This window comes from Streptomyces glaucescens (assembly GCF_000761215.1).
Classification (GTDB): Bacteria; Actinomycetota; Actinomycetes; order Streptomycetales; family Streptomycetaceae; genus Streptomyces; species Streptomyces glaucescens_B.
Genome location: NZ_CP009438.1, coordinates 2351140 through 2371386 on the forward strand (window position 1 = coordinate 2351140; position 20247 = coordinate 2371386).

Consider the following 20247-nt stretch of genomic DNA (forward strand, 5'->3'; position numbering starts at 1 on the left):
GCTCTCAGCTCGTACGGAGTGCCTGGTGTCACTGAGCGGAGCGTGGGCGGGAATGACGGTGGACGGCGTGCGGTGGGGCATCCTGGCGACCGGGGGGATGGCGGCCGCGTTCACGGCGGATCTGGTGGATCTGCCGGACGCGGAGGTGGTGGCGGTGGCCTCGCGGAGCGAGGCGTCGGCGGAGGCTTTCGCGGAACGGTTCGGTATCGGCCGGGCGTACGGCGACTGGGCGGCGCTGGCGCGGGACGAGGACGTCGACGTGGTGTACGTGGCGACTCCGCACGCGGCGCACCGGGCGGCGGCGGGGCTGTGTCTCTCGGCGGGGCGCAACGTGCTGCTGGAGAAGCCGTTCACGCTGAACGCGCGGGAGGCCGGGGAGCTGGTGGCGCTGGCGCGGGCGAACGGGCGCTTCCTGATGGAGGCCATGTGGATGTACTGCTCGCCGGTGATGCGGCGGCTGAAGGCGCTGGTGGAGGACGGGGCGGTGGGCGAGGTGCGCAGTGTGCAGGCGGACTTCGGGATCGCGGGTCCCTTCCCGCCGTCGCACCGGCTGCGCGATCCGCTGCAGGGCGGGGGTGCGCTGCTGGACCTCGGGGTGTATCCGGTGTCGTTCGCGCAGCTGCTGCTGGGTGAGCCGGCGGGGATCGCGGCGAGTGCGGTGCTCTCGAAGGAGGGCGTCGATCTGCAGACGGGGGCGGTGCTCTCGTACGAGAGCGGCGCTCTCGCCTCGGTGCACTGCTCCATCGTGGGCGGTACGCCGACGGCGGCGTCCGTCACCGGTTCGCTCGGCCGGATCGACATCCCGCAGGGCTTCTTCCACCCGGAGCGGTTCGTGCTGCACCGCGCGGGGCGCGAGCCGGAGGAGTTCGTCCACGACCCGTCCCACGCCCCGCACAACAGCTTCGCGCACGAGGCGCGCGAGGTGATGCGGGCGCTGCGCGCCGGCGAGACCGAGTCCCCGCTGGTCCCGCTCGACGGCACGCTCGCCGTGATGCGGACGCTCGACGCGATCCGGGACCGCGTCGGCGTCCGCTACCCGGGCGAGGCCCCCGACGGCGACTCCGACGAGAGCCCTGCCGCCCAGCTCACGCCGGCGTGAGCCCCGGCTCCCCCGCCCGGGTCACGAAGGACGCCGCCGTCGTGACCGGCGCCCCCGGCGTCGTCACGTACGGCACGGTCCTGAAGTCGGCCCGCGCCTGCTCCCGGCCGAGGGTGACCGCGACATAGCCGCGCCGCCCGTTGTAGAACCGCAGGTGCGGGTTGGCCCGCATGTAGGTGTCCCAGTTGGCGGGCCGGTCGGCGCCGTCGCGGCCGCTGGCGATCGAGGTGGCGACGATCTCGGTGCCGACGGTGCGGGAGGCCGGGTCGTCGAAGTCCTCCTTGATGTCGAAGCCGTAGCCGACGTGCACGTCGCCGGTGAGCACCATCAGGTTCTCGACCCCGGCCGCCCGCGCGCCGTCCAGCACCCGGCGGCGCGAGGCGCGGTAGCCGTCCCAGGCGTCCATCGACACCCGGGACGGCTCGGTGAGGTCGAACTTGCGCTGCGAGAAGACGACCTGCTGCGGGACGACGTTCCACAGCGCCCGGGACCGCTGCCAGCCGTCGAGCAGCCACCGCTCCTGGGTCTCGCCGGTCATGGTGCGCGCCGGGTCGTCGACCTCCGGGCCGGGGATCTGCGAGCCGTCGCCGTAGGCCTGGTTGGTGCGGTACTGGCGGGTGTCGAGGATGTCGAACTGGGCGAGGTCGCCCCAGTGCAGGCGGCGGTAGAGCCGCATGTCGGGGCCGTCGGGGCGCTGGGGGCGGCGCAGTGGCTGGTTCTCCCAGTAGGCGCGGTAGGCGGAGGCGCGGCGCAGCAGGAACTCCTCCGGCGGGACGGTGTTCTCGGGGGTGTCGCCGGCGTAGTTGTTCTCGGTCTCGTGGTCGTCCCAGGTGACGACGAAGGGGTGCGCGGCGTGCGCGGCGCGCAGGTCGGGGTCGGACTTGTAGAGGGCGTACCGCAGCCGGTAGTCCTCCAGGGTCAGCGTCTCGCGGTTGAAGTGGGCGGGCAGCACGCGGTCGGTGTAGCGGCGCTGGCCGCCGGCGGAGTTGACGGCGTACTCGTACAGGTAGTCGCCGAGGTGGAAGACGGTGTCGACGTCGTCCTGGGCGAGGTGGCCGTAGGCGGTGAAGTAGCCGTCGTGGTAGGCCTGGCAGGAGACGGCGGCCAGGCGGAGCGCGGTGGTCCGGTCCCCGGGGGCGGGCGCGGTGCGGGTGCGGCCGGTCTCGCTGGTCCACCGGCCGACGCGGAAGCGGTAGTAGTAGGGGCGGCCGGGGGCGAGGTGGGTGACCTCGACGTGCACGGTGTGGTGGAACTCGGGGTGCGCGGGGGCGGCGCCGCGTCTGACGATCCGGCGGAAGCGTTCGTCGTGGGCGAGTTCCCAGTGCACGGTGACGCGTTCGGCGGGGAGGCCGCCGTCGGGCTCGTAGGGGGCGGGGGCGAGGCGGGTCCAGAGCAGGACGGAGCCGGGCAGCGGGTCGCCGGAGGCGACGCCGAGGGTGAAGGGGTTGTCGGTGAGGCGGGCGGCGTCGAGTTCGGCGGCGCTCGCGGCGCCTGCGGCCGGCAGGCCGACGGCGAAGGCGAGGGCGGCGGCCGCCCCGGTGGCGGTGAGGAAGCCCCGCCGGCCCAGGTGGCGGGCGGCGGCGCGGAGTTCGGGGTCGTGCTGTGGCGGGCGGGCTGCGTGAGTCATCCGGTCCTCCCCTGACGAATGGATGCCTCAGGCATTGGAGTGGCCGGGGACGACCCGCGATAGGCGTGTACAGGACAATCACATGACGGACAGATGAGTTCCGGATGGCGGACCCTCCCGTACGCTGCGGGCCCATGAACGAGAAGCGAACGGTAAGCGGGGCCGAGGGCCGGCCGGGGACCGCCGTGGTCACCGGCGCCGGCTCCGGCATCGGACGCGCGGTCGCCGTGGAGCTGCTGCGCGCGGGCTGGTCGGTGGTGCTCGCGGGCCGGCGCGCCGAGCCCCTCACGGAGACGGCCGCGCTGGTGCCGGAGGGCGCCTCGCTCGCCGTACCGGCGGACGTGTCACGCCCCGGGGACGTGACGGCGCTGTTCTCGGCCGCCGTCGAGCGGTTCGGGCGGGTGGACCTGCTGTTCAACAACGCGGGCACGTTCGGGCCGGGCGGCGTGCCGGTCGAGGAGCTGCCCTACGACGCCTGGCGGCACGTGGTGGACACCAACCTCAACGGGGCGTTCCTGTGCGCGCAGGCGGCGTACCGGCAGATGAAGGAGCAGGACCCGCAGGGCGGCCGGATCATCAACAACGGCTCCATCTCGGCGCACACCCCCCGTCCGCACTCGGTCGCCTACACCGCCACCAAGCACGCCCTGACCGGGCTGACCAAGTCGCTGTCCCTGGACGGGCGGCCGTACCGCATCGCGGTCGGCCAGATCGACATCGGCAACGCGGCGACCGACATGACGGCCCGGATGCAGACGGGGGCGCTCCAGGCGAACGGCGAGATCGCGCCGGAACCGGTCATGGACGTGGCCGATGTCGCCCGCACCGTACGGCACATGGCGGAGCTGCCCCTGGAGGCGAACGTGCAGTTCGCGACGGTGCTGGCGACGGCGATGCCGTACGTGGGCCGCGGCTGAGCCGTGGCGGGATCCGTTCGCTCCAGCGGAACTCGGCCATCCGTCCCATTGCCCACGCCGGTGGCCCTGTGCTCAACTCTCCTCCACAGGAACTTCACACTTGGAGTGCAGAGCTCCTGAGGGCCATCACCAGGGGGAGGCGGCAGCCGTTCCACGGCATCGGGCTGGGGGTGGACCCCGCGAGGGATCGCGGGGTGCGCACCGGGCCGGGGAACGGCTGCCGTGCCATGCGGCCAGGGGCGCGCGGCCGCGCCCGCCCGGTCCCGTTCCCGGACGCCCGCCCCGCGCGAGCGGCGGCCGTGCGGGCGCCGCCACCCGAACGGCCGCGCCGGAGGGGACCCGCGGGGTGCGGGGATGCGACCGTGGGACCGGGGAAACCGGGGCGGGGTCGCACCACACGCTTGTCCACTCGTCTGCTCCGGGAGTCAACGTGACGTTCTACGACCGACGTGATCTGGGCCTGCTGCTCCTCCGGCTGGGCGCCGGCGGGGTGCTCGTCGCGCACGGCACGCAGAAACTGTTCGGCTGGTTCGGCGGCCACGGCATCGAGGGCACCGGACAGTTCATGGAGTCCGTCGGCTACCGGCCCGGCAAGGCCAGCGCCACCGCCGCGGGACTCGCCGAGACCGGCGGCGGCGCCCTGCTCGCGCTGGGCCTGGCCACCCCGGCGGCGGGCGCGGCGGCGGCCGGGGCGATGGCGGGCGCGGCGGCCGTGCACGCCCCCAACGGCTTCTTCAACCAGGAGGGCGGCTACGAGTACGCCGCCACCCTCGGCCTCGCCGCGATCGGCCTCGCCGTGACCGGCCCGGGCCGCCTCTCCCTCGACCACGCCCTCGGCCATGTGCTGGACCGCGGCTGGATGGTCCCGGCCGCCCTCGGCACGGCCGCCGCCGCCACCGCGGTGGTGGTCGGCACCCGGGTGAAGCGGCTGCAGCAGGAGTCGGGGAACGGCGAGGACGAGGGCGGGAGCGAGGCCGACGCCCTGTTCGACGAGACGACACCGAGCTAGAGCCTGTCGTTTGGATCACCCCGGCGTCGCGGGGCCTGGCACGCGCATCTGCGGCGTTGTCGTCGGTCGCCGACGCTCCGCGTCGGCTCCCTCCTCCGCCTTGCAGCTGCACGCACCAGACCCCGCTCGGGTCGGTCGAGAGGCTCCGGACCTCAAGCCGGGCTGATCCAAACGAAAGCCCCTAGGGCCCGTCGTCGGATGAGGCCGGCGTCGCGGGGTCCGGCACGGCGTCCCGGGCGGCCGGTGCGGTGGCGCGGATCGACGGCGCACCGGGCGGCGGGAACGGCGGGGTTCAGCCGCCGCACACGGGGAGTTCCGGTCCGGTGCTCGCGGCGTCCGCCTCCGTCAGCTCCTGCAGTTCCGTCAGCAGCTCGTCGAGGCGCCGCGGTTCGACGAGGTAGCGCAGCACCGCCTGGTGGAAGGCGTCCCGGGTGGCGCGCGGCATCACGTCGGAGGCGTCCCAGCAGCGGGTCCCGCCCGTTCCGCCGCGCAGGATGCCGCCGACCTCGTCCGCCGTGCCGTCCCGGCCGCCGTCCGGTGCCGCCGCCTTGTTCGCCGTGTGCTGGGGCAGTGCCGTGCCGGGGTCGGCCAGGTAGCGGATCAGCTGCTCGGCCTCCGGCGTCGGGTTGAGCAGGGCCGCCAGGTCCCCGGAGACCTCCCAGGCACCCGCCCGCGGTCCGGCGCCGGGGACGACCTCGGAGAAGTGCACGTAGTCGCCGCCCGCCCGCTGCCAGTGGCCGGCCCGGAAGGAGCCCTGGTGCTCCAGGCGCCCCGGGGCGCAGTCCGCGCCGAAGCCGGCCGTCAGCGCCTCGGCCCGGCCGCCGCCCGCGCCGACCATCTCCCCCCAGGTCGCCCACGCCTTGCGCACGGCGGGGTCGGTCCACGGCAGCCTGCCGTTGGCCCAGTCCGCGTAGACCCGCGGCCCGGCCTGCTGGAGGAGGACGTCCTCCACCCAGTCGGTGCCGGGCCAGCCGGAGGTGGCGCCGGACTCCATGCCCAGGCACCACCGCTGCGGCCCCGCCGACCGGGCGGTGGGCCGGTCGCCCGCGTACCAGACCATGCTCTTCAGGCCGGTCTTCACCGGCAGCCAGTAGGTGTGGCCGCCGCCGCCCGGGACGGTCACCTCGGGCGCCCAGATGCCGTCGTAGTGCCGGCGGTCGAACAGCCCGTCCAGGGGGTGGAGCCGTCCGTCGACGGCGTACGACAGCAGCTCGCCGGGCCCCGGGAGCACCGCCACGTCCGGCGGGCTGCCGGCCGCGATGTCGGCGGCGAGGACCTGGCTGAGGGCGGAGCTTCCCTGGTAGACGACGTCGATGCGGTACTCGTCCTCGAACGGCCCGATGACGTTGTCCTCGAACTGCTCGCGCTCGGTGCCGCTCCAGTTGGCGAGCAGGGTCACCGAGCCCTTCCACGCCTGGGCCCAGCGCACCCCCACGTACACCGTGGTGCCGAGCAGGGCCAGGCAGACCGCGAGGACGAGGAGCGTACGAGGTCGTGGTCGTGTCATCGCCGCTCCTGGAACCGGTACTCGTCGATGCGCGGCCACAGCCCCGCCGCGGTCAGGGTCAGCAGCAGGGCGCCCGCGAGCAGCACCCCGTCGGACAGCGCCGCCCACCATCCGGCGTTCGCCAGCGCGTCCTCGACCTGGGCGGCGACCGAGGGGATGTCGTCCGGGTCACCGCGCGGCACGCTGAGCCGGCCGACGGAGTCCTCCATGGCCGCCTGCGCGGTGCGCGTGATCCACGCCAGCACCGGCACGCCCAGCCCGGCCAGCGCGGTGGCGGCGAGCAGCAGCGGCTGCGCCGGGGTGCGGAAGCGGCGCCGCAGGAACCGCTGGGTCTCCAGCAGGCCCAGGCACAGCGCGACGTAGAGCACCGCGACGGCGCTCCACCACAGCCACTGCCGCCAGGTGAAGTCCGCCTGCCGCTCGGCTTCGGCCAGCTGTTCGGCGCGCAGGGCGTCGAGGCGGCTCATGATGTCCCCGTCGGTGCCGGGCGCGCTGCCCTGGCCGAGGACCTGTTCCGCGTAGTGCAGGTAGGCGGCGCGCAGCGGGGAGCCGTCCGGTTCCTGCCCCCAGCGCTCCACCCAGCCCGAGTAGACGGCGATCAGCCCGGTGACGGTCTGCAGGTCGTGGCGGCCCGCCAGTCCGGTGACGTTCTCGGAGGCGGCGAGGGCGAGGCTCTGGTGGGCGACCGAGATGCGGGTGTGGAACTCGCCGCTCATGTCGCCGGTGCGCCCGCTGTCCTCGACGACTTGGTGCGCCTGGCTCATCGCACTGCGCGCGGTGTCGACCGCCAGGATGCCGGGGGCGCTCGCCGACGACAGCGGCACGGTGTCGTCGTGCACGCCGCGGTAGGCGACGAACAGCGCGAGGGTGGTGGCCAGCCCGAGGCCCAGCAGCCACCGGAGTCTGCGGATCAGCTCCGGGCGGGTGGTGCTCACGGCCGCTCCTGGAAGGGGTGGCGGCAGAACGGGCAGAACCGGGCCCCGGCCGGTGCCGGCTTCGAGCAGGCCGGGCAGGGCACGGTGCCCGCGCCCGGCCCCGCCGCCCCGGCCGCTCCCGCGGCGCCCGTGGCGCTGCCGGTGCCGGACGCCGGGCCGTAGGTGCTGTGGCTGCTCGCGGTGATCAGGTGCTGGAAGTCCACGGGCCGCACGTCGGCGCGCAGCCGGACCCGCCCGGTCTGCGCGTCCTCGATGTCGACCAGCCGGGCCAGCCGGTGCAGCTGCTCGTCGGCGCCCATCGCCCGGGCCAGCGTCACGGCCCGGCCGAGGTGGTGCTCCGCGAGGTCCCGTTCGTCGCGGCGGTGCGCGTCGGTGGCGGCGGCCACGGCCTCGCCGAGCCGCTGGTGCGCCTCGAAGTGCTCGACCTGCGGGTCGGTCTGCCGGGACAGGGCCGGGTTGTCGGTCCAGTGCACCACGCACGGCTGCGCCGTGGGCAGCCGCACGTGGTGGCCGGGCACGTCGACGGTGACCACGGCGAGCTGGAGGTCCTCCCCGCGCGGGTGCCCGGAAGGGTCGGCGGACAGGCAGAGCTGGTAGCGGCGGGTCTCGTCGCCCCAGGCTCGGGTGACGAACCGCTGGGTGTCCCCCTCGGGGGCCAGTTCCACCTCGGTGGGGAAGACCTGCTTGAGGTAGCGGACGGCGGCCCCGGCCATCGGTGTCACCGCGATCGCCAGCTCGGGCACGCTCTTGGTGAGCAGCCGGTCCATCAGCTTCTGGTACTCGCCGGGCAGGGCCGCCTCCTCGCGCACCGAGGAGGCGCTGCCGTGCAGTCTGCGGGTGATCCTCAGCAGTTCGTGGCCGTCCCAGCCGTCCCCGATGCCCCAGGCGTCGCACACGAAGCGGCCCGCGCAGGCGTCCAGCACCCCGTCCAGCGGCATCCGCTCGTCGTTCACGTTCTTGCCGTCGGTGAGCAGCAGCACGTGCCCGATGGGCGCGCCCTGCTCGGCCAGCAGCCGGCGGGCGAGGTCCAGCCAGGCGCCGATGCAGGTGCCGCCGCCCGCGACCAGCCGGAGCACCGCCCGTTCCGCCTCCGCCCGGCTGCGGGCGTCCGCCCGGGCCGTCCCCGGCACGTCCGGGTACGCCATGGTCGCGGTGTCACTGCCGCGGACCACGGCGAACGGCGTGCCGTCCGGCAGCTTCCGGATCGCCGCGACGGCGGCCTGCTGGGCGGCGTGCAGCTTGTCCGGCGGCCAGGTCATCGAGCTCGAGCAGTCCACGGCCAGCACCTGCGCGAGCACCGGCCCGGGGGTGCCGCCGCCCTCGGTGCCGTCCACCCGGACGCTGAGGATGGCGTGCATCTGCGGGTCGCTGGTCTCGGCGGACAGGTACTTCCACTGGCTGATCTCCAGCCCGACCGTGACCTGCCCGCCCGTTCCGTCCTCCCGGGGCGCTCCTGTCTCCACGGGTCCGTGCACCTCCCCCTCGTCGTCGTCCACCGTCATGCCTCCGCCGTGCGGCGGCTGGTCTGCGCCCTGCGCCGGCGGCGCCGGATCCACAGCAGTTCACGCAGCCGGGCCGGCTCCGGCAGCACCGCGTACGCCAGGTCGAGCAGGTCGCCGCGAGTCCCCTCCTCGCCCGCCTGGTCCGCGAGCCGTTTCAGCGACCGGGACAGCAGGGCGCACAGTGCCTCCGGGGTGTCCTCCGTCCCGAACAGCCCGTCGGTGGGGAAGTCCGCGCCCCAGCCGACGGGCGGCCGGCAGACCAGCGCGTACTCCCGCAGCTCGGTGACCAGCCGGTCCCGTGATCCGCTGTCGTCGAGGTAGAGCCCGGCCACCCGCCCGGCGGCCTTCGCCGGCCCGTCGGCCGGCGGCGGCTGCCCGCCCGGCAGCGGTCCGGCCAGCGCGCGGATCGCGGCGATCCGCGCGGCGTCGTAGTGCCGTGACGTCGTCGGCACCTCGTCCAGCACGGCGACGGCCCGGCTCCGGTCGCCGCGGCTCAGATGGATGCGGGCCAGTCCGAAGGCGGCGCTGCCCTGGGTGCGGTCCCGCCGCCACACGGCCTCGTAGTACTCCTCGGCCTGCCGCTCGCGGGCCGCGGCCCGGCCGGCCGGCTGCTCCTCGCCGTCCCGCGCCACGCGGCGCAGCGCCGCCGGCTGCCGCGCCGTGCGGCCCCCGTCGCCCGCCGGTCCCGCCGCGGCGGTCTCCCGCATCCGCCCGGCCAGGTACTCCGCGCAGTAGCCGAGGGCCAGCTTGGGCGCGGCCTCGCCCGGCAGGGCGGCCCAGGTGGCGGCGAACTCGCCCTCCGCCTCCTCGACCCGGCCGCGCGTCAGCAGCAGCAGCCCCGAGTGCCAGAAGATCCGCCAGTCGTAGTCGCCGCTGCGCTCGCGGGCCGCTCCGAGCCAGGCGTCGGCCCGCACGTCGTCCCCGGCGGCCAGGTAGGCGCGGCACAGCCACAGCGCGCTCTCCACGGTGCGCAGCGCCGGGTCGCGTTCCGCCCGCTCGGCGATCCGCCCCGGCGTGCCGGCGGCGAGCCCGCCGAGCAGCACCGCCGCGGCGTCCCCGGGATCGGGGATCGGGACCGGCAGCGCCCGCGCCGCCTCCTGCGGCTCCGGGGCGCCGGCGGGCAGCGGTGGCGGCTCGGCCCGCCGGCGCAGCGTCCAGTGCGTCAGGGCCGGGACCGTGCCGAGGGCGGCGCCGAAGACCGCCGCGGTCGGCTCGAAGCGGGTGGACCGCTCCGGGTACGGCTCGTGCCCGCTGAGCGCCCGGTGCTCGCGCAGCACCTCCCACAGCTGCCGGGACATCTCCGCCGCCGAGCCGAACCGGGCGGCCGGCTCGGGGTGGGTGGCGCGGCGGATCAGCGCCTCGAAGGAGCGGGCGGCGAGCCCGGCGGGCGGGGTGGCGCGCTCGGCGAGCACCTTCAGGGTGCGGCCGACGGTGTAGAGGTCGCTGTCGACGTGCAGGCCGCGCTCGTCGCGTTCCTTCTTCGGCGGCGCGTAGCCGTGGGTGTACACCAGCCCGGAGGTGCGGTCGTCGGTGCGGCGGATGGCGCCGAGGTCGATGACCTTGATCTCGCGTCCGTAGTGGATGACGTTCTCGGGCTTCATGTCGCAGTACAGCAGGCCCTGGTCGTGCAGGTACTCCAGGGCGCCGAGGATCTTGCAGCCGTACGTGATCACATGCCCGAACTCCGGCCCGCCGTCCCCGAACAGCCGCGCCAGCTCCTCCTCGGGGGCCCACCGGAGCCAGGCGAGCGAGCGCCCGCCGACGTACTCCATCACGATGTACCCGGTCGGCTCGGCGTCCCCGTCCGCCTGGTGCCGGACGTACGTCACGATGCGGACGATGTCCCGGTGGTGCAGCGTGGTCAGCGAGCGGCGCTCCTCGACGGCCGCCCGCCGGGCCACGGCGTCCCCGGTGTTGATCAGCCCCTTGAGGACGACGTGCAGTCCCGGCACGCGGGTGTCCTCGGCGAGGTAGACCCAGCCGTGCCCGCCGACCGCGAGGTAGCCGAGCACCTCGTAGTGGCCGCCGACCCGGTCGCCGGGGCGCAGCTTGGGCCGGAACGAGTACTCCGTGCCGCACTCCGGGCAGTACCCGTGGTCGGGCGCCGGCCCGCCGTCGTACGACACCCCGATGGTTCCGGCGCAGTTGTCGACCCCGCAGCGCCGCCCCCCGGTGGGCGGCCGGGCGGTGGTGTCGGCGGCCTCGGAGGGCTCCGGGGACGGCAGGTGCGGCAGGACCACCAGGCCGTCCAGGTCCAGTTCGAGGCCGCCCGGGCCGGACGCGGCGGGCCGGCGCGCTGGTTCACCGCGCGGACCGGGCCCGGGGTCCGCGGGAGCGGGTTCCCTGCGGGGCGGGGGTGCGAGGGCCTTGCGGAAGCAGGTGTCGCAGAAGCCGGTGACCATGATGCGGCCACCGCGGCAGTCGGGTCTGGCACAGGGCTGTCCCGTCATGCGAGGGGCCCTTCCCGACGAGCGCGCCGAGCGGGCCGCCTGTCCTGTAACTCCCCACGCGTGCGCACCGAGTGGCGCGCCGTGCTCATCGCCGTACTCATGACGACGACCCCCCGCCCTGGTTCTGCCGTTGTCCGTCGTGACGGTCGACCCGGTGCGTGTAGGCGTCGACCGCGGCCTCGGCCGCCCGTACGTCGCACGGTGCGGCCTGGAGCAGTTCGTGTGCCCGGAGATAGAGAGCGTCCACCGCCGGGTCCTCCTCGCCCTGGAGGGATCGCTGGTGCAGCACGTGGTAGCTGCGCAGCCGGCCGCGCAGTTCCTCGCGGCGGTCGTGGAGCCGGTCGAGCCGGCCGACGGCGCGCGTCAGGCGGGCCGCCACCCGCTCGGCCAGCCGCTCGTAGCGCGCGAGGTCCGGGCCGGGCCCGGGACCGTCCCGGGCGAGGTCGGCCAGGGCGGCGTGGGCGGCGACGAGGTCCCCGTCCAGGGGCCGGATCCCGTCGGGCACCACGACGGCCCGGCGCTCGTGGAAGGTCCTGGCGAGCGGTCCCGTGACCTCCCGCAGCCGCTCGACGAGGCGCGCCCGACGCGCCCGCAGCGGCTCGGTCACCAGTTGGCTGCGGGCCCGGCGGTGGCAGGCGCCGTCGGCGCGGAAGACGAGGAGCAGCCGGCTGCCCCGCGCGCGCAGCACGTCCAGCAGTTCGAGCAGCGCGGGCGGATCCGCGGCCTCGTCGACACCGACGACGACCAGGGTGAGCGTGACGTCGGCGGCTGCGATCCGGTCGAGCGCGGAACCGGCCGGGTGCTGCCACAGCCCCATGCGTTCGGCGATCCGTTCCGCGATCTCCGCGGCGGTGAGGCCGGCGGCGTCCACGGCCAGGTCGTGGCCGCCGGCCGACGGGACGGTCTCCGGGGACTCGAGCGAGGCCCGCTCGACGGAGTCCCCGGTGCGTAACTCGCGGTCGGCGAGGGTGATGGCGCGGCGCAGGGTGGCGGCGCGGGCGCCGTCACCGCGCCGGACGACGCTGATCTTCACCTGCTGTCCGTCGTCGCGCAGCCAGGCGGCGAGGCGCTGCGCGAACGGCTCGTCGAGCAGTTCCGCCGAGGCGTCGCCCTCCGTGGACTTCAGCCGGTCGTCGACGGCGGTGCGCCCGGCGGTCCAGCGGTGCACCTGGGGCAGGTGCCGGACGATCGTCTCGGCCGGGCTCATAAGGGAGAACAGGTTGCCGTGCCGGTCGCGCAGGGCGCTGAGGACCATGCCGATGACCTCGCCGGTACGGCTGTCGGCGACGCCCGCGCCGCTGCACCCGGGGCTGTCCGGCTCGCCCGGACCGGTCGGGGCGAGCTGCACCTGCCCGTCGCGGCCACGGCCGCCGACGACGGTGGCGCGGAACCAGACGCCGCCGGTGTGGTCGTGCGGGAAGCCGTACATCCGCACCTCGCGGCCCGGCGCGGACAGCCGGTGCAGCCGCACCGCCTCCCCGGCGGGCCTGGGCCGCTCCAGCCGCAGCAGCGCGACGTCCCCGCTCGGATCGCGGTCGGCGTCCAGGGTCTGCGGCACGCACGCGTCCACCCGGGCCGGCACCGCGGTCACCGTGCCACCGGCGGCGCCCACGAACTCCGCGGTGATCCGCTCCGCCGCCCGGTCCACCACATGGGCACAGGTCAGGACCCGGTCGGGACTCAGCAGAATGCCAGCCCCCGCGATCTCCCCGTCCGCTCCCCGGATCCGCACGGCCCAGCTCGGCGTCTCCGTCGACAAGGCGGCCCGGACTCCCCCGCCAGCAGCCATGGTTCGAAACTATACGGGCGGTTGGTGGTGGCGCATACGGATGTGACAACTATTCAACAGGGCTTCCCGAAATGGGTCGACGGCCGCCGCCCGGCCCCCGGTTCGGCTCGTGCCGACCGCCCCCCGTAACCTCCCACGCCGGATGAGCACAGGATCCGCCACACCGGCGACGCACCGCCGCGGGGGCGGCGCGGGGACGGGAGGGAACGGGCCGGTGGCGCAGACGCGGTACGACCAGCGGGTGCGGGTGTTCGTGGAGGTGCGGGGCGGGCCGGACGACTGGCAGGAGGCCGAGGACCGCTTCGGCCGGCACGGCTGGCCCGTGCGGGCCCACCACCCGGCCGGCCAGGGGCCGTTGGGGGACGCGGTCGTCCCCGACCCCGGCTCCCGGGTCTACGAGGTCGAGGTGCGGCTCTTCGGCATCGCCAAGGGGTGCGACCAGGGCGCGGCGGAGCGGGTCCGCAAGGCGGCGCGCGCCGCGCGGCTGGAGGCGTACGTGCTGCGCGCCGAGCCGCTGCACCGGGACCGGGAGACCCGTTCGCGCTGGCGGGTCGTCGACGCGCGGCGCAGACGCCGGGCCCTGCGCTCGCCCTGGCGCAGGTACGCCGCCCCCTGGGCGCTGGCGCGCGGCGCCTACGACACCGGGGGCCTCGTGACCGGCCCGGCGGGGCAGGCACTGCGGCTGGCGCGGGCCGGACACGGGGCGCGCGCCTCCGAGGTGGCCGTACGGCCGCTGGACGGCATGTGGCGGGACTCGCGGCGGCGCTGGCCGGAGGAGGAGGGCGAGCGCCGGGCGTTCCTCGCCGTCGCGTGGGCCCTGGTCACGCCCGTGGCGCTGGTGTGCGCGGTGCACGCCGGGCCGGCGGGCCGGTGGCTGTGGGGCGCGGGGGCGGCCGTCGGCGTCGCGGGGGCGGCCCGGGCCGGCCGGCGGCTGTTCCCCGACGGCAGGGTGACCGGCACGGTCGTGGTCCTGGCCGTGTCCGCCTTCTTCACGGCCGGCGGTCTGGGGCTCGCCGGCAGCGACGGCTGGACGCCGTCCGACGCGTTCACCACGCTGCTCGTCGTGGGCGTGGTGTCGGGCCTGTGGCTGCTGGTCCGGCAGTGGACGTGGGGCGAGTGGGTCACCTGGGCCGTGCCCCTCGTGGTCACGCTGCTGGTGTCCACCTTCCTCGCCGCCGGCTCGGTGCTGCACGCGCTGTACGCCGACGCACTGGACCTGAGCAGCAGCGATCTCGACGTGCCGCCGGTCTGGCAGTTCCTCGCCGCGCTGAAGCTGCTGTCGGTGCTGGCGTACGTGCTGCTGGTGCCCGCCTGGTGGGGCGTGGCCCGGCACCGCCACCACTTCTACGCGACGCCGGGCGAGCGCAGCAACGTCATCCTGCACGCCCTGGTCTTCGTGGTGATCCTCACCTTCACGGGCGGCTTCGCCCTGGACTCGGCGGGCAGGGCGGCCCAGCGCACCAAGGCGGCCGCCGCGCGCGGCGAGGAGCTGCCGCCCTACTTCGGCGTGGAGCCGTCCTGGACGTGCGTGCGTACAACGACCGCCCCGGCGAGGATCCCCGGCGAAGGCCCCGCCCTTGACCCGGACCGACCCTACCTGCTCATCAACGTCGCGGACGGCACGGCCGTCCTGTGGGACCAGATCACCGGCGAGCCACTGAAACTCCCGGCGAACAAGGCGTGGCTGGTACCCGCGGAACCGGGCGGGGGCGGATGCGGGTGACCCGGGGGCCCACGCCCACGGGCAGGGGCAGACGAGTCGGGGCGACGGGAGGCAGTCGAGGGAGTCGTCCCCTCACCCGGACCTGGACGGCGACCCGTTCTACGTGAAGATCACCAACCAGCAGGAAGACACCACCGACCATGGCGCTCCTCGCCGAACACGACGTCACCGCCACCCCCGGCCGCCGTGTGCTGGAGGCTGCCCCGTCACCGAACGCTATGTCCTGGACCTGGCTTTCACCCGGGAACCGGAACCCATCGATGACGATGATCGATAGGAATCCTGCCGGTCGGTCGTCTTCAGGCTCGGAGCGTGCGTCTGGACGCAGTCGTCGTCCCCCTCTGCTCCAGGGACTTCACTGGCGGCCGTCGAACTGGAACAGTCCTCAGAGCATCCGCTGTTCGAGTGCTTCGCGACGGCGGGCGTCCTTGATCTCGTGGAGCCTGGCAGCCGTCGTCGGGGACCACTCCCTGCTCTCTCCAGCGGCACGGAGGGCTTCTCCGACCTCGCGGAGCTTCACGGGGGACAAGACGCCCGCCCGCTCGATCAGGTCGTCCCGGGTCACAGTGGTCAGCCATGTGCAGGGAGTGAAGCCCGGAAGCGGGAGCGCGAACCGCAGCACGCCTTCGAAGGGCAGTCCTTCCGGGGTTCCTACGGCCACTTCCACGCCCAGGCCGCTGATGTCGACGCCCGCCGGCGCAACGACCTGCATCGCCTGAAACCCGGATGGCTCCTCGTCCGAGAGCAGCACGACCGGCCGTCGCTCATCGAAGTCGACCCACCACACGTCACCGCGTTGCATGTGTCCTCCTGGCACGAGACGGCGGGTGAACGCTGCGTGCCCCGGGCGGGACACGGAAGGGATGGAGCCCCGTCTCCGCACATCGTGACCGAGGGGCGGTGAAGACGGGCACGGCCTCCGTTGATCATCGGTGTGTGACGACTGAGGAACATGCGGTGGCTGCGAATCACAGCGTAGACCCGGCCGCCGCGCGGGCGGGACGACCGCTGTACCTCCGCGACGGCGCGCCCCTCATGTGAACCCGTCGCACAGCGCGGTGATCCACAGAATCGGAGGCCGGCGACGGCGTCGGCGCCGACCCGCGGCACGGCTGCGTGCGACCCGGCTCCAGCCCTCTCCTGAGGCATGGCTGCTGCTCATGGCCTCGTACCCAGCCACGTGATGTTCCCCGTCGGGTCCTGTCCACGGCGGAGCTACGATTGCCGAGATCGTCGATCAAGGGGGCGCACTGTGGACGGGCCTGAAAGGCCAGAACTCCTGCCGGACTGCGAAGTACCCGCTCGCTACAGGCAGCCGGACGAATTGATTGCGGACTGCCTCATCAACTTGGCTGATCCGTCACTCCCGGACAACCGGCGTATCAGCAGTCTGGATGCGTGCGACATTCGTGGCGGTGCGGACTTGGCGGCCGCGACATTCATGGTCAAGACGCCGGGGCCATGGCATGAGGACTTGCAGTGCATTGTCCGTGCTTCGCGGGTCAATGTCGACCGACCTCGCTTCACCCACGGCGATCACATCCTCGGCCTCTGCTATGTGGCTGGCACCAAGGGATTGCCACCGGGTATGAGACATCGAGCAGCGGACGACCTCGTCTCCGGTTTCCGTGACAACGTCGGATACGCGGAAGCCCGGCACCTGCTGGCCAAGAACGGCTGGGACTGGCTGGCGGACGCTGTCCGCGAAGGATGGGCTGTCTGGACTGCGCAGGTCTTCGCGAGAGACGAGACGGCCCCGCTCAAGACGCGCATGGCAGTCGGGCTGGCACTCGCCGAGCACGAGACTCCGGGCGGCTATGTACCCGAGGCTGTCGCGCAGCTCGTCGCGCACCCAGGCGGCGCAAGCAACGATCGCCTCGCCATCGCGGTGGCCGTGGCACGTCGTGATCCCAAGGCAGGGCTGGACCTGCTGTGCCGCGTCGCGTCGGATCCGCTGGTCCAGGCCGGGCACCGGATGCAGGCCATCGAGCTGCTGGACGAGTCCTACCCGGCCAAGGCCCAGGAGATGAGGGCACTCCAAACTCGACTCCCCTCGGGCCGGGAGGCTCGCGACCGACAGAGGGAGGCGGTTGAGCGCGCGAAGCGCGAAGAAGCCGCCCGACAGGAACGGGAGACCCCAGAGGCTGTCACGAAGCGGCTGGACTCCGAGATTGAAGATCTTCTCGAAAGCCTGCGCATCCTGAACCCGGACGAAGGGCACGGCGGCCGTCTCGATGACCACCTTGCCGAGACCGACCGGGAAGGTGTTGCTCAGGACATCGTCAACATCTTTCATGCCGTGTGTGATGAGGACATCGACGCCATCATTCGTCTTCTGGCGACCCTGACTCGCATCAGGTACGGGAGAGACGAGATCGAAGCGGCCCCAGACGAGTCCGCGTCCGGTGATCCGGACGCCGGTGTCATACCACGGCTCACTCAAGCGGAACTGGAGACATACGCGAAGGAGCAGGCAGAGCGCTCGTGGACGACCTGGCGGGAACTCGTCGAGAAGCATGGTTGGAATGACGACCGGGTCGACGAAGTGGAGCGTCAGGCCGACGAGATCACGCGGCACGTAGACGACCTGGTCCTCCAGAAGGCAAGCGATCACCTGCGAGCCCTCGAACAGCATCTGACGTGGGAGCTCTGGCCAGCCTTCCTGGAAGCCGCGGAGGAGGGGAAATACGCCACCGCCCTGTGTCACCTGGCGACGGCCCGTTCCCTTGCGGACGAAGCAGAGCGCGCAGAGGTCTTGTGGAAGGACGCGACGGTGAAGAGTTATTCGTTCGATCCGCTGTCGATGTCCTGGCCGCGCGAGTTCTGGCTGGTGTTGGAGGAGTGGCGGCACGGCACAACCGGACGGTGAGGTACGGGTGACGCGGCACCCGTACCTCCGTGATCCCAGCGGGAGAAGCCGCGTCTACCTCGCCTTGGGAGCCCACTCCTGTGCGAAGGTCTCCGTCTGCTTGAGGACCAGGTCGACGGCCTCGCGCTCCTCCTCCGGGGGGTAGTCGAACTTCGCGAGGACTCGGCGAATGCGGGAGCGGAGCTTGGCGCGGACAGGCTCGCGGGAAAGCCGGTCGACCGAGAGGTTGTTCCGGATGTCCGTGACGAGCGCGCGAGCGATCTGAGCGAGTGTCTCGTCGCCGCCTGTTATGAGCTCCGCCGTGTTGCCCTACGCGACGGCGTCGTAGAAGGCAGGCTCGGCGTGACTCAGCGGTGGATCGAAGCGCTCACCACGGCGGGCGTCTGCGGCGATCTCACGGGCCATCGAGGCCAGCTCAGCGATCAACTGGGCACTCGTCAGCTGTCGAAGCATGTAGCGCCTCATCAGGTTGTCCAAACGCTCCGAGAAGCTCTCGTGGCGGACGATGTTGTGCTTGTTGACCTCGCGCATCTTCTGCTGGATCAGGCGGCGCAGGGCCTCGGCGACCAGGTGCGGTGTCTCGGAGTTCTCCAGCTTCCGCAGCTGAGCCTCGTTGAGGTTGGTGATGTCGAGCCTGCCGATACCGACCCCTTCGTACAGGTCGGTGATGTCGTCGGCGTCGACGACCGAGGCGGCGAGTTGCTTGAGGTGGAGCTGGACCTCCGCGGAGAGGGGCTCGCCATTGGCCTCTCGGTCGGCAGCGTCCAGCTTGACCATCCAGGCCCTCACCTCGGTGAAGAAGGCGATATCGCGCCGCCAGTCCTCCAGGTCCTCGCAGCGCTCGACGATCTCCCGGCTCATGGCGCAGATCCGGTAGTAGCGCTCCAGACGGTAGGCGCTCTCCTTGGACCTGGCAGACAGCGGCTTGGCGTCGCCGTCCACCTTGTTGCCGGGCGTCTTCGGATTGCGCAGGTGGTTGGAGACCAGCCGCAGGGCGCGCTTGCGAGGCTCGGGGTGTGTCGTGTCGGCGAGCAACTACTTCCAGCGGCTGCCGACCAGCAGCCCCTGATCTCAGCGAGCTCGTTCTTGACGTGCGTGATGGCACGCTCGATGTCCGCGCCGAGGGTCTGGTCCTCCCGGTCGTCGGGCGAGTACTCGGCGAACGCCTTGGTCAGGTTGTCGGTGAGCGGGGCGTAGCCGACCAGCAGACCGTCCTGCTTACCGCGGAAGCGACGGTTGACGCGGGCCAGGGCCTGCATCAGGTTCGCGCCCTGCATGGGACGGTCCATGTGAAGGGTGTGAATAGGCGGCGCGTCGTACCCGGTGAGCAGCATCGAGTGGACGATGCAGTTCGAGGGAGTCGTCGGGGTCCTCGGCGCGGGCCTGCACTGTCTTCTGCTGGGACTTGCGCAGCGCGTGCTTGCGCAGGTGCTCCGGGTCGGTGCGTTCGCCGTGAATTACGATCTTCATGACGCCTTCATCGACCTTGTCGCTCGCCCAGTGCTTACGCCGCTCGGCGAGCGCGTCGTAGAGGCGGACACAGATCTCGCGGGTAGCGCACACGATCATGGCCTCGCCGGGGCCGCCGATCTGCGGCTTCATCAGCTTGCGACGCTGCTCCCAGTTGGGCGATGAGGTCGTCCGCCAGGGTCGCTATGCGGTCAGGTGCGCCGTAGACGGTGTTCATGGTGGCGGCGTACTGCAAGGCGCGACGGCGCTCGGCGTCGTCCATACCCTCGGTGAGCGCGTCGGCCTGTTCGTCGAGTGCGTCGGGGTCGCTACCAGGCGGGAGCGATACATCGATGACGCGCGGCTCGTGGTAGACGCGAACGGTGGCGTCGTCGTCAACGGCTCGCTTGAGGTCGTAGATGTCGATGTACTCGCCGAACACCGCGCGGGTGTCGGCTTCCGCCTTAGGGATCGGGGTGCCAGTGAAGGCGATGAGGGTGGCGTATGGGAGCGCGTCGCGCAGGTGGCGGGCGTACCCGTCGAGGCTGTCGTAGTGGGAGCGGTGCGCCTCGTCGACGATGACCAGGATGTTGCGGCGGTCGGAGAGCTGCGGGTGGCCGGCGCCGGTGGCTTTCTCCTGGGGTTGTTCAGGGCCGGGTGGCGCGAGACCAGAGCCGAGGTCTCCACCATCTCCTCGGACTTGCCGGCGCCCTGCGTATGCCAGACCACGCCGGCCTGGCCGTTGCTGCGAGTCGCCTCGACGATCTTGTTCACGGCCTTAGTGACCGCGAAGTACTGGTGCGGTTCGGCGATGCGCTTGCCGGTCGGCGTGAAGTTGACGAAGTTCGCGGTGAGAGAAAGGAAGGCTGGCGCGCGACACCCGCTATGCCCGCTGCCTGATGGACCATGCGCGGCAAGCTCCGGTTCGTCCACTCGCCTCGTCCGATCGTCCAGGAGCGGCAGACGGGGGCCAGACCCGAGTTCCGCGTTCCGGCCATGCGCCTCCGAGAAGGCTGAAGAGCGGAAGCCAACCGATCCTTCCTTGCGCCACAAGGTCGCCGGAAACACCAAGAGAGAGCTGAACGAAAGATGAGCCAGCCTCGCCGTTCCCAACCGACGCTGAAAGGTCACTGACCAGGCAAACACCTGCCGGGGACCCGGTCCCGCCGTGCCCGCCTGGGGTTCACGAGGCATGGCTACCTTCATGGCTACCTACGTAGCCGCAAGGTGCCCGTTTGAACCGGTGCGAAGCGGGGCCCCACCAGGCCCCATCACACCCAAGAGTGCATCTGACCTGTGCTTTCGCTGGCCAGAAGCCCTGGGTGGCAGACGAGTCGGGCTGTACGCCGGGTTCTCCAGGAGCACCCTTCT

General features: G+C 72.9%; 13 protein-coding genes and 3 pseudogenes. 5 read left to right on the forward strand and 11 right to left on the reverse strand.

What is annotated here, in order from left to right; all coding sequences use genetic code 11:
* Nucleotides 1–52 precede the first annotated feature (52 nt).
* Entirely contained in the window at nt 53–1099 is a 1047-nt protein-coding gene (locus tag SGLAU_RS10190) for a Gfo/Idh/MocA family protein (protein ID WP_043500365.1), read from the forward strand.
* Here the strand turns inward: SGLAU_RS10190 and SGLAU_RS10195 are convergent.
* Entirely contained in the window at nt 1086–2726 is a 1641-nt protein-coding gene (locus SGLAU_RS10195; protein WP_043500367.1) for an alkaline phosphatase D family protein, read from the reverse strand. The genes SGLAU_RS10190 and SGLAU_RS10195 overlap by 14 nt on opposite strands.
* Nucleotides 2727–2860: 134 nt before the next feature.
* Here SGLAU_RS10195 and SGLAU_RS10200 point away from each other — a divergent pair, with 134 nt between their 5' ends.
* Together SGLAU_RS10200 and SGLAU_RS10205 are read left to right on the forward strand one after the other, a co-directional pair.
* Nucleotides 2861–3643, forward strand: a complete 783-nt coding sequence (locus tag SGLAU_RS10200) for an SDR family oxidoreductase (protein ID WP_052413691.1) — start codon at nt 2861–2863, stop codon at nt 3641–3643.
* A gap of 430 nt (nt 3644–4073) precedes the next feature.
* Nucleotides 4074–4652 (forward strand): DoxX family protein, encoded by a 579-nt coding sequence (locus tag SGLAU_RS10205; protein ID WP_043500369.1) that lies wholly within the window; start codon nt 4074–4076, stop codon nt 4650–4652.
* 292 nt (nt 4653–4944) lie between these two features.
* Here SGLAU_RS10205 and SGLAU_RS10210 read toward each other — a convergent pair whose 3' ends face one another.
* The 5 genes from SGLAU_RS10210 to SGLAU_RS10230 all read right to left on the reverse strand — a co-directional run bounded on the left by SGLAU_RS10210 (nt 4945) and on the right by SGLAU_RS10230 (nt 12835).
* On the reverse strand, nt 4945–6159 hold the full coding sequence (locus SGLAU_RS10210) for an extracellular solute-binding protein (RefSeq protein WP_052413692.1): 1215 nt from the start codon (nt 6157–6159) through the stop codon (nt 4945–4947).
* The gene (locus SGLAU_RS10215; RefSeq protein WP_043500370.1) at nt 6156–7094 is read right to left on the reverse strand and encodes a hypothetical protein; all 939 of its coding nucleotides are present in this window, start codon (nt 7092–7094) and stop codon (nt 6156–6158) included. The genes SGLAU_RS10210 and SGLAU_RS10215 overlap by 4 nt, the downstream gene beginning before the upstream one ends.
* Nucleotides 7091–8596 (reverse strand): VWA domain-containing protein, encoded by a 1506-nt coding sequence (locus SGLAU_RS10220; protein WP_078958035.1) that lies wholly within the window; start codon nt 8594–8596, stop codon nt 7091–7093. Before SGLAU_RS10220 ends, SGLAU_RS10215 begins: the two co-directional genes overlap by 4 nt.
* Nucleotides 8593–11046 carry a tetratricopeptide repeat protein gene (locus SGLAU_RS10225; protein ID WP_043500371.1) on the reverse strand — a complete coding sequence of 818 codons (2454 nt, stop codon included), beginning with the start codon at nt 11044–11046 and terminating at the stop codon, nt 8593–8595. Before SGLAU_RS10225 ends, SGLAU_RS10220 begins: the two co-directional genes overlap by 4 nt.
* Before the next feature lie 97 nt (nt 11047–11143).
* Entirely contained in the window at nt 11144–12835 is a 1692-nt protein-coding gene (locus SGLAU_RS10230; RefSeq protein WP_043500373.1) for a S1 family peptidase, read from the reverse strand.
* Between the two features lie 214 nt (nt 12836–13049).
* Between SGLAU_RS10230 and SGLAU_RS10235 the strand changes: the two genes are divergently transcribed.
* The gene (locus tag SGLAU_RS10235) at nt 13050–14558 is read left to right on the forward strand and encodes a hypothetical protein (RefSeq protein WP_043500381.1); all 1509 of its coding nucleotides are present in this window, start codon (nt 13050–13052) and stop codon (nt 14556–14558) included.
* A gap of 385 nt (nt 14559–14943) precedes the next feature.
* Here the strand turns inward: SGLAU_RS10235 and SGLAU_RS10240 are convergent, their stop codons facing one another.
* The gene (locus tag SGLAU_RS10240; protein WP_043500383.1) at nt 14944–15360 is read right to left on the reverse strand and encodes a type II toxin-antitoxin system PemK/MazF family toxin; all 417 of its coding nucleotides are present in this window, start codon (nt 15358–15360) and stop codon (nt 14944–14946) included.
* A 450-nt stretch (nt 15361–15810) separates the two neighbouring features.
* Here SGLAU_RS10240 and SGLAU_RS10245 point away from each other — a divergent pair, with 450 nt between their 5' ends.
* Nucleotides 15811–17427, forward strand: a complete 1617-nt coding sequence (locus tag SGLAU_RS10245; RefSeq protein WP_159072771.1) for a hypothetical protein — start codon at nt 15811–15813, stop codon at nt 17425–17427.
* Between the two features lie 54 nt (nt 17428–17481).
* Here the strand turns inward: SGLAU_RS10245 and SGLAU_RS35915 are convergent.
* The 4 genes and pseudogenes from SGLAU_RS35915 to SGLAU_RS36180 all read right to left on the reverse strand — a co-directional run.
* A pseudogene (locus tag SGLAU_RS35915) lies at nt 17482–18462 on the reverse strand (DUF3387 domain-containing protein).
* Nucleotides 18463–18680: 218 nt separating this feature from the next.
* A pseudogene (locus SGLAU_RS36930) lies at nt 18681–18761 on the reverse strand (UvrB domain 3-containing protein); the annotation flags it as partial.
* 170 nt (nt 18762–18931) lie between these two features.
* Entirely contained in the window at nt 18932–19600 is a 669-nt protein-coding gene (locus SGLAU_RS35925) for a DEAD/DEAH box helicase family protein (RefSeq protein WP_208868981.1), read from the reverse strand.
* Nucleotides 19579–20082: pseudogene (locus SGLAU_RS36180) on the reverse strand (hypothetical protein); the annotation flags it as partial. The gene SGLAU_RS35925 and the pseudogene SGLAU_RS36180, both read right to left, overlap by 22 nt.
* Nucleotides 20083–20247 lie beyond the last annotated feature (165 nt).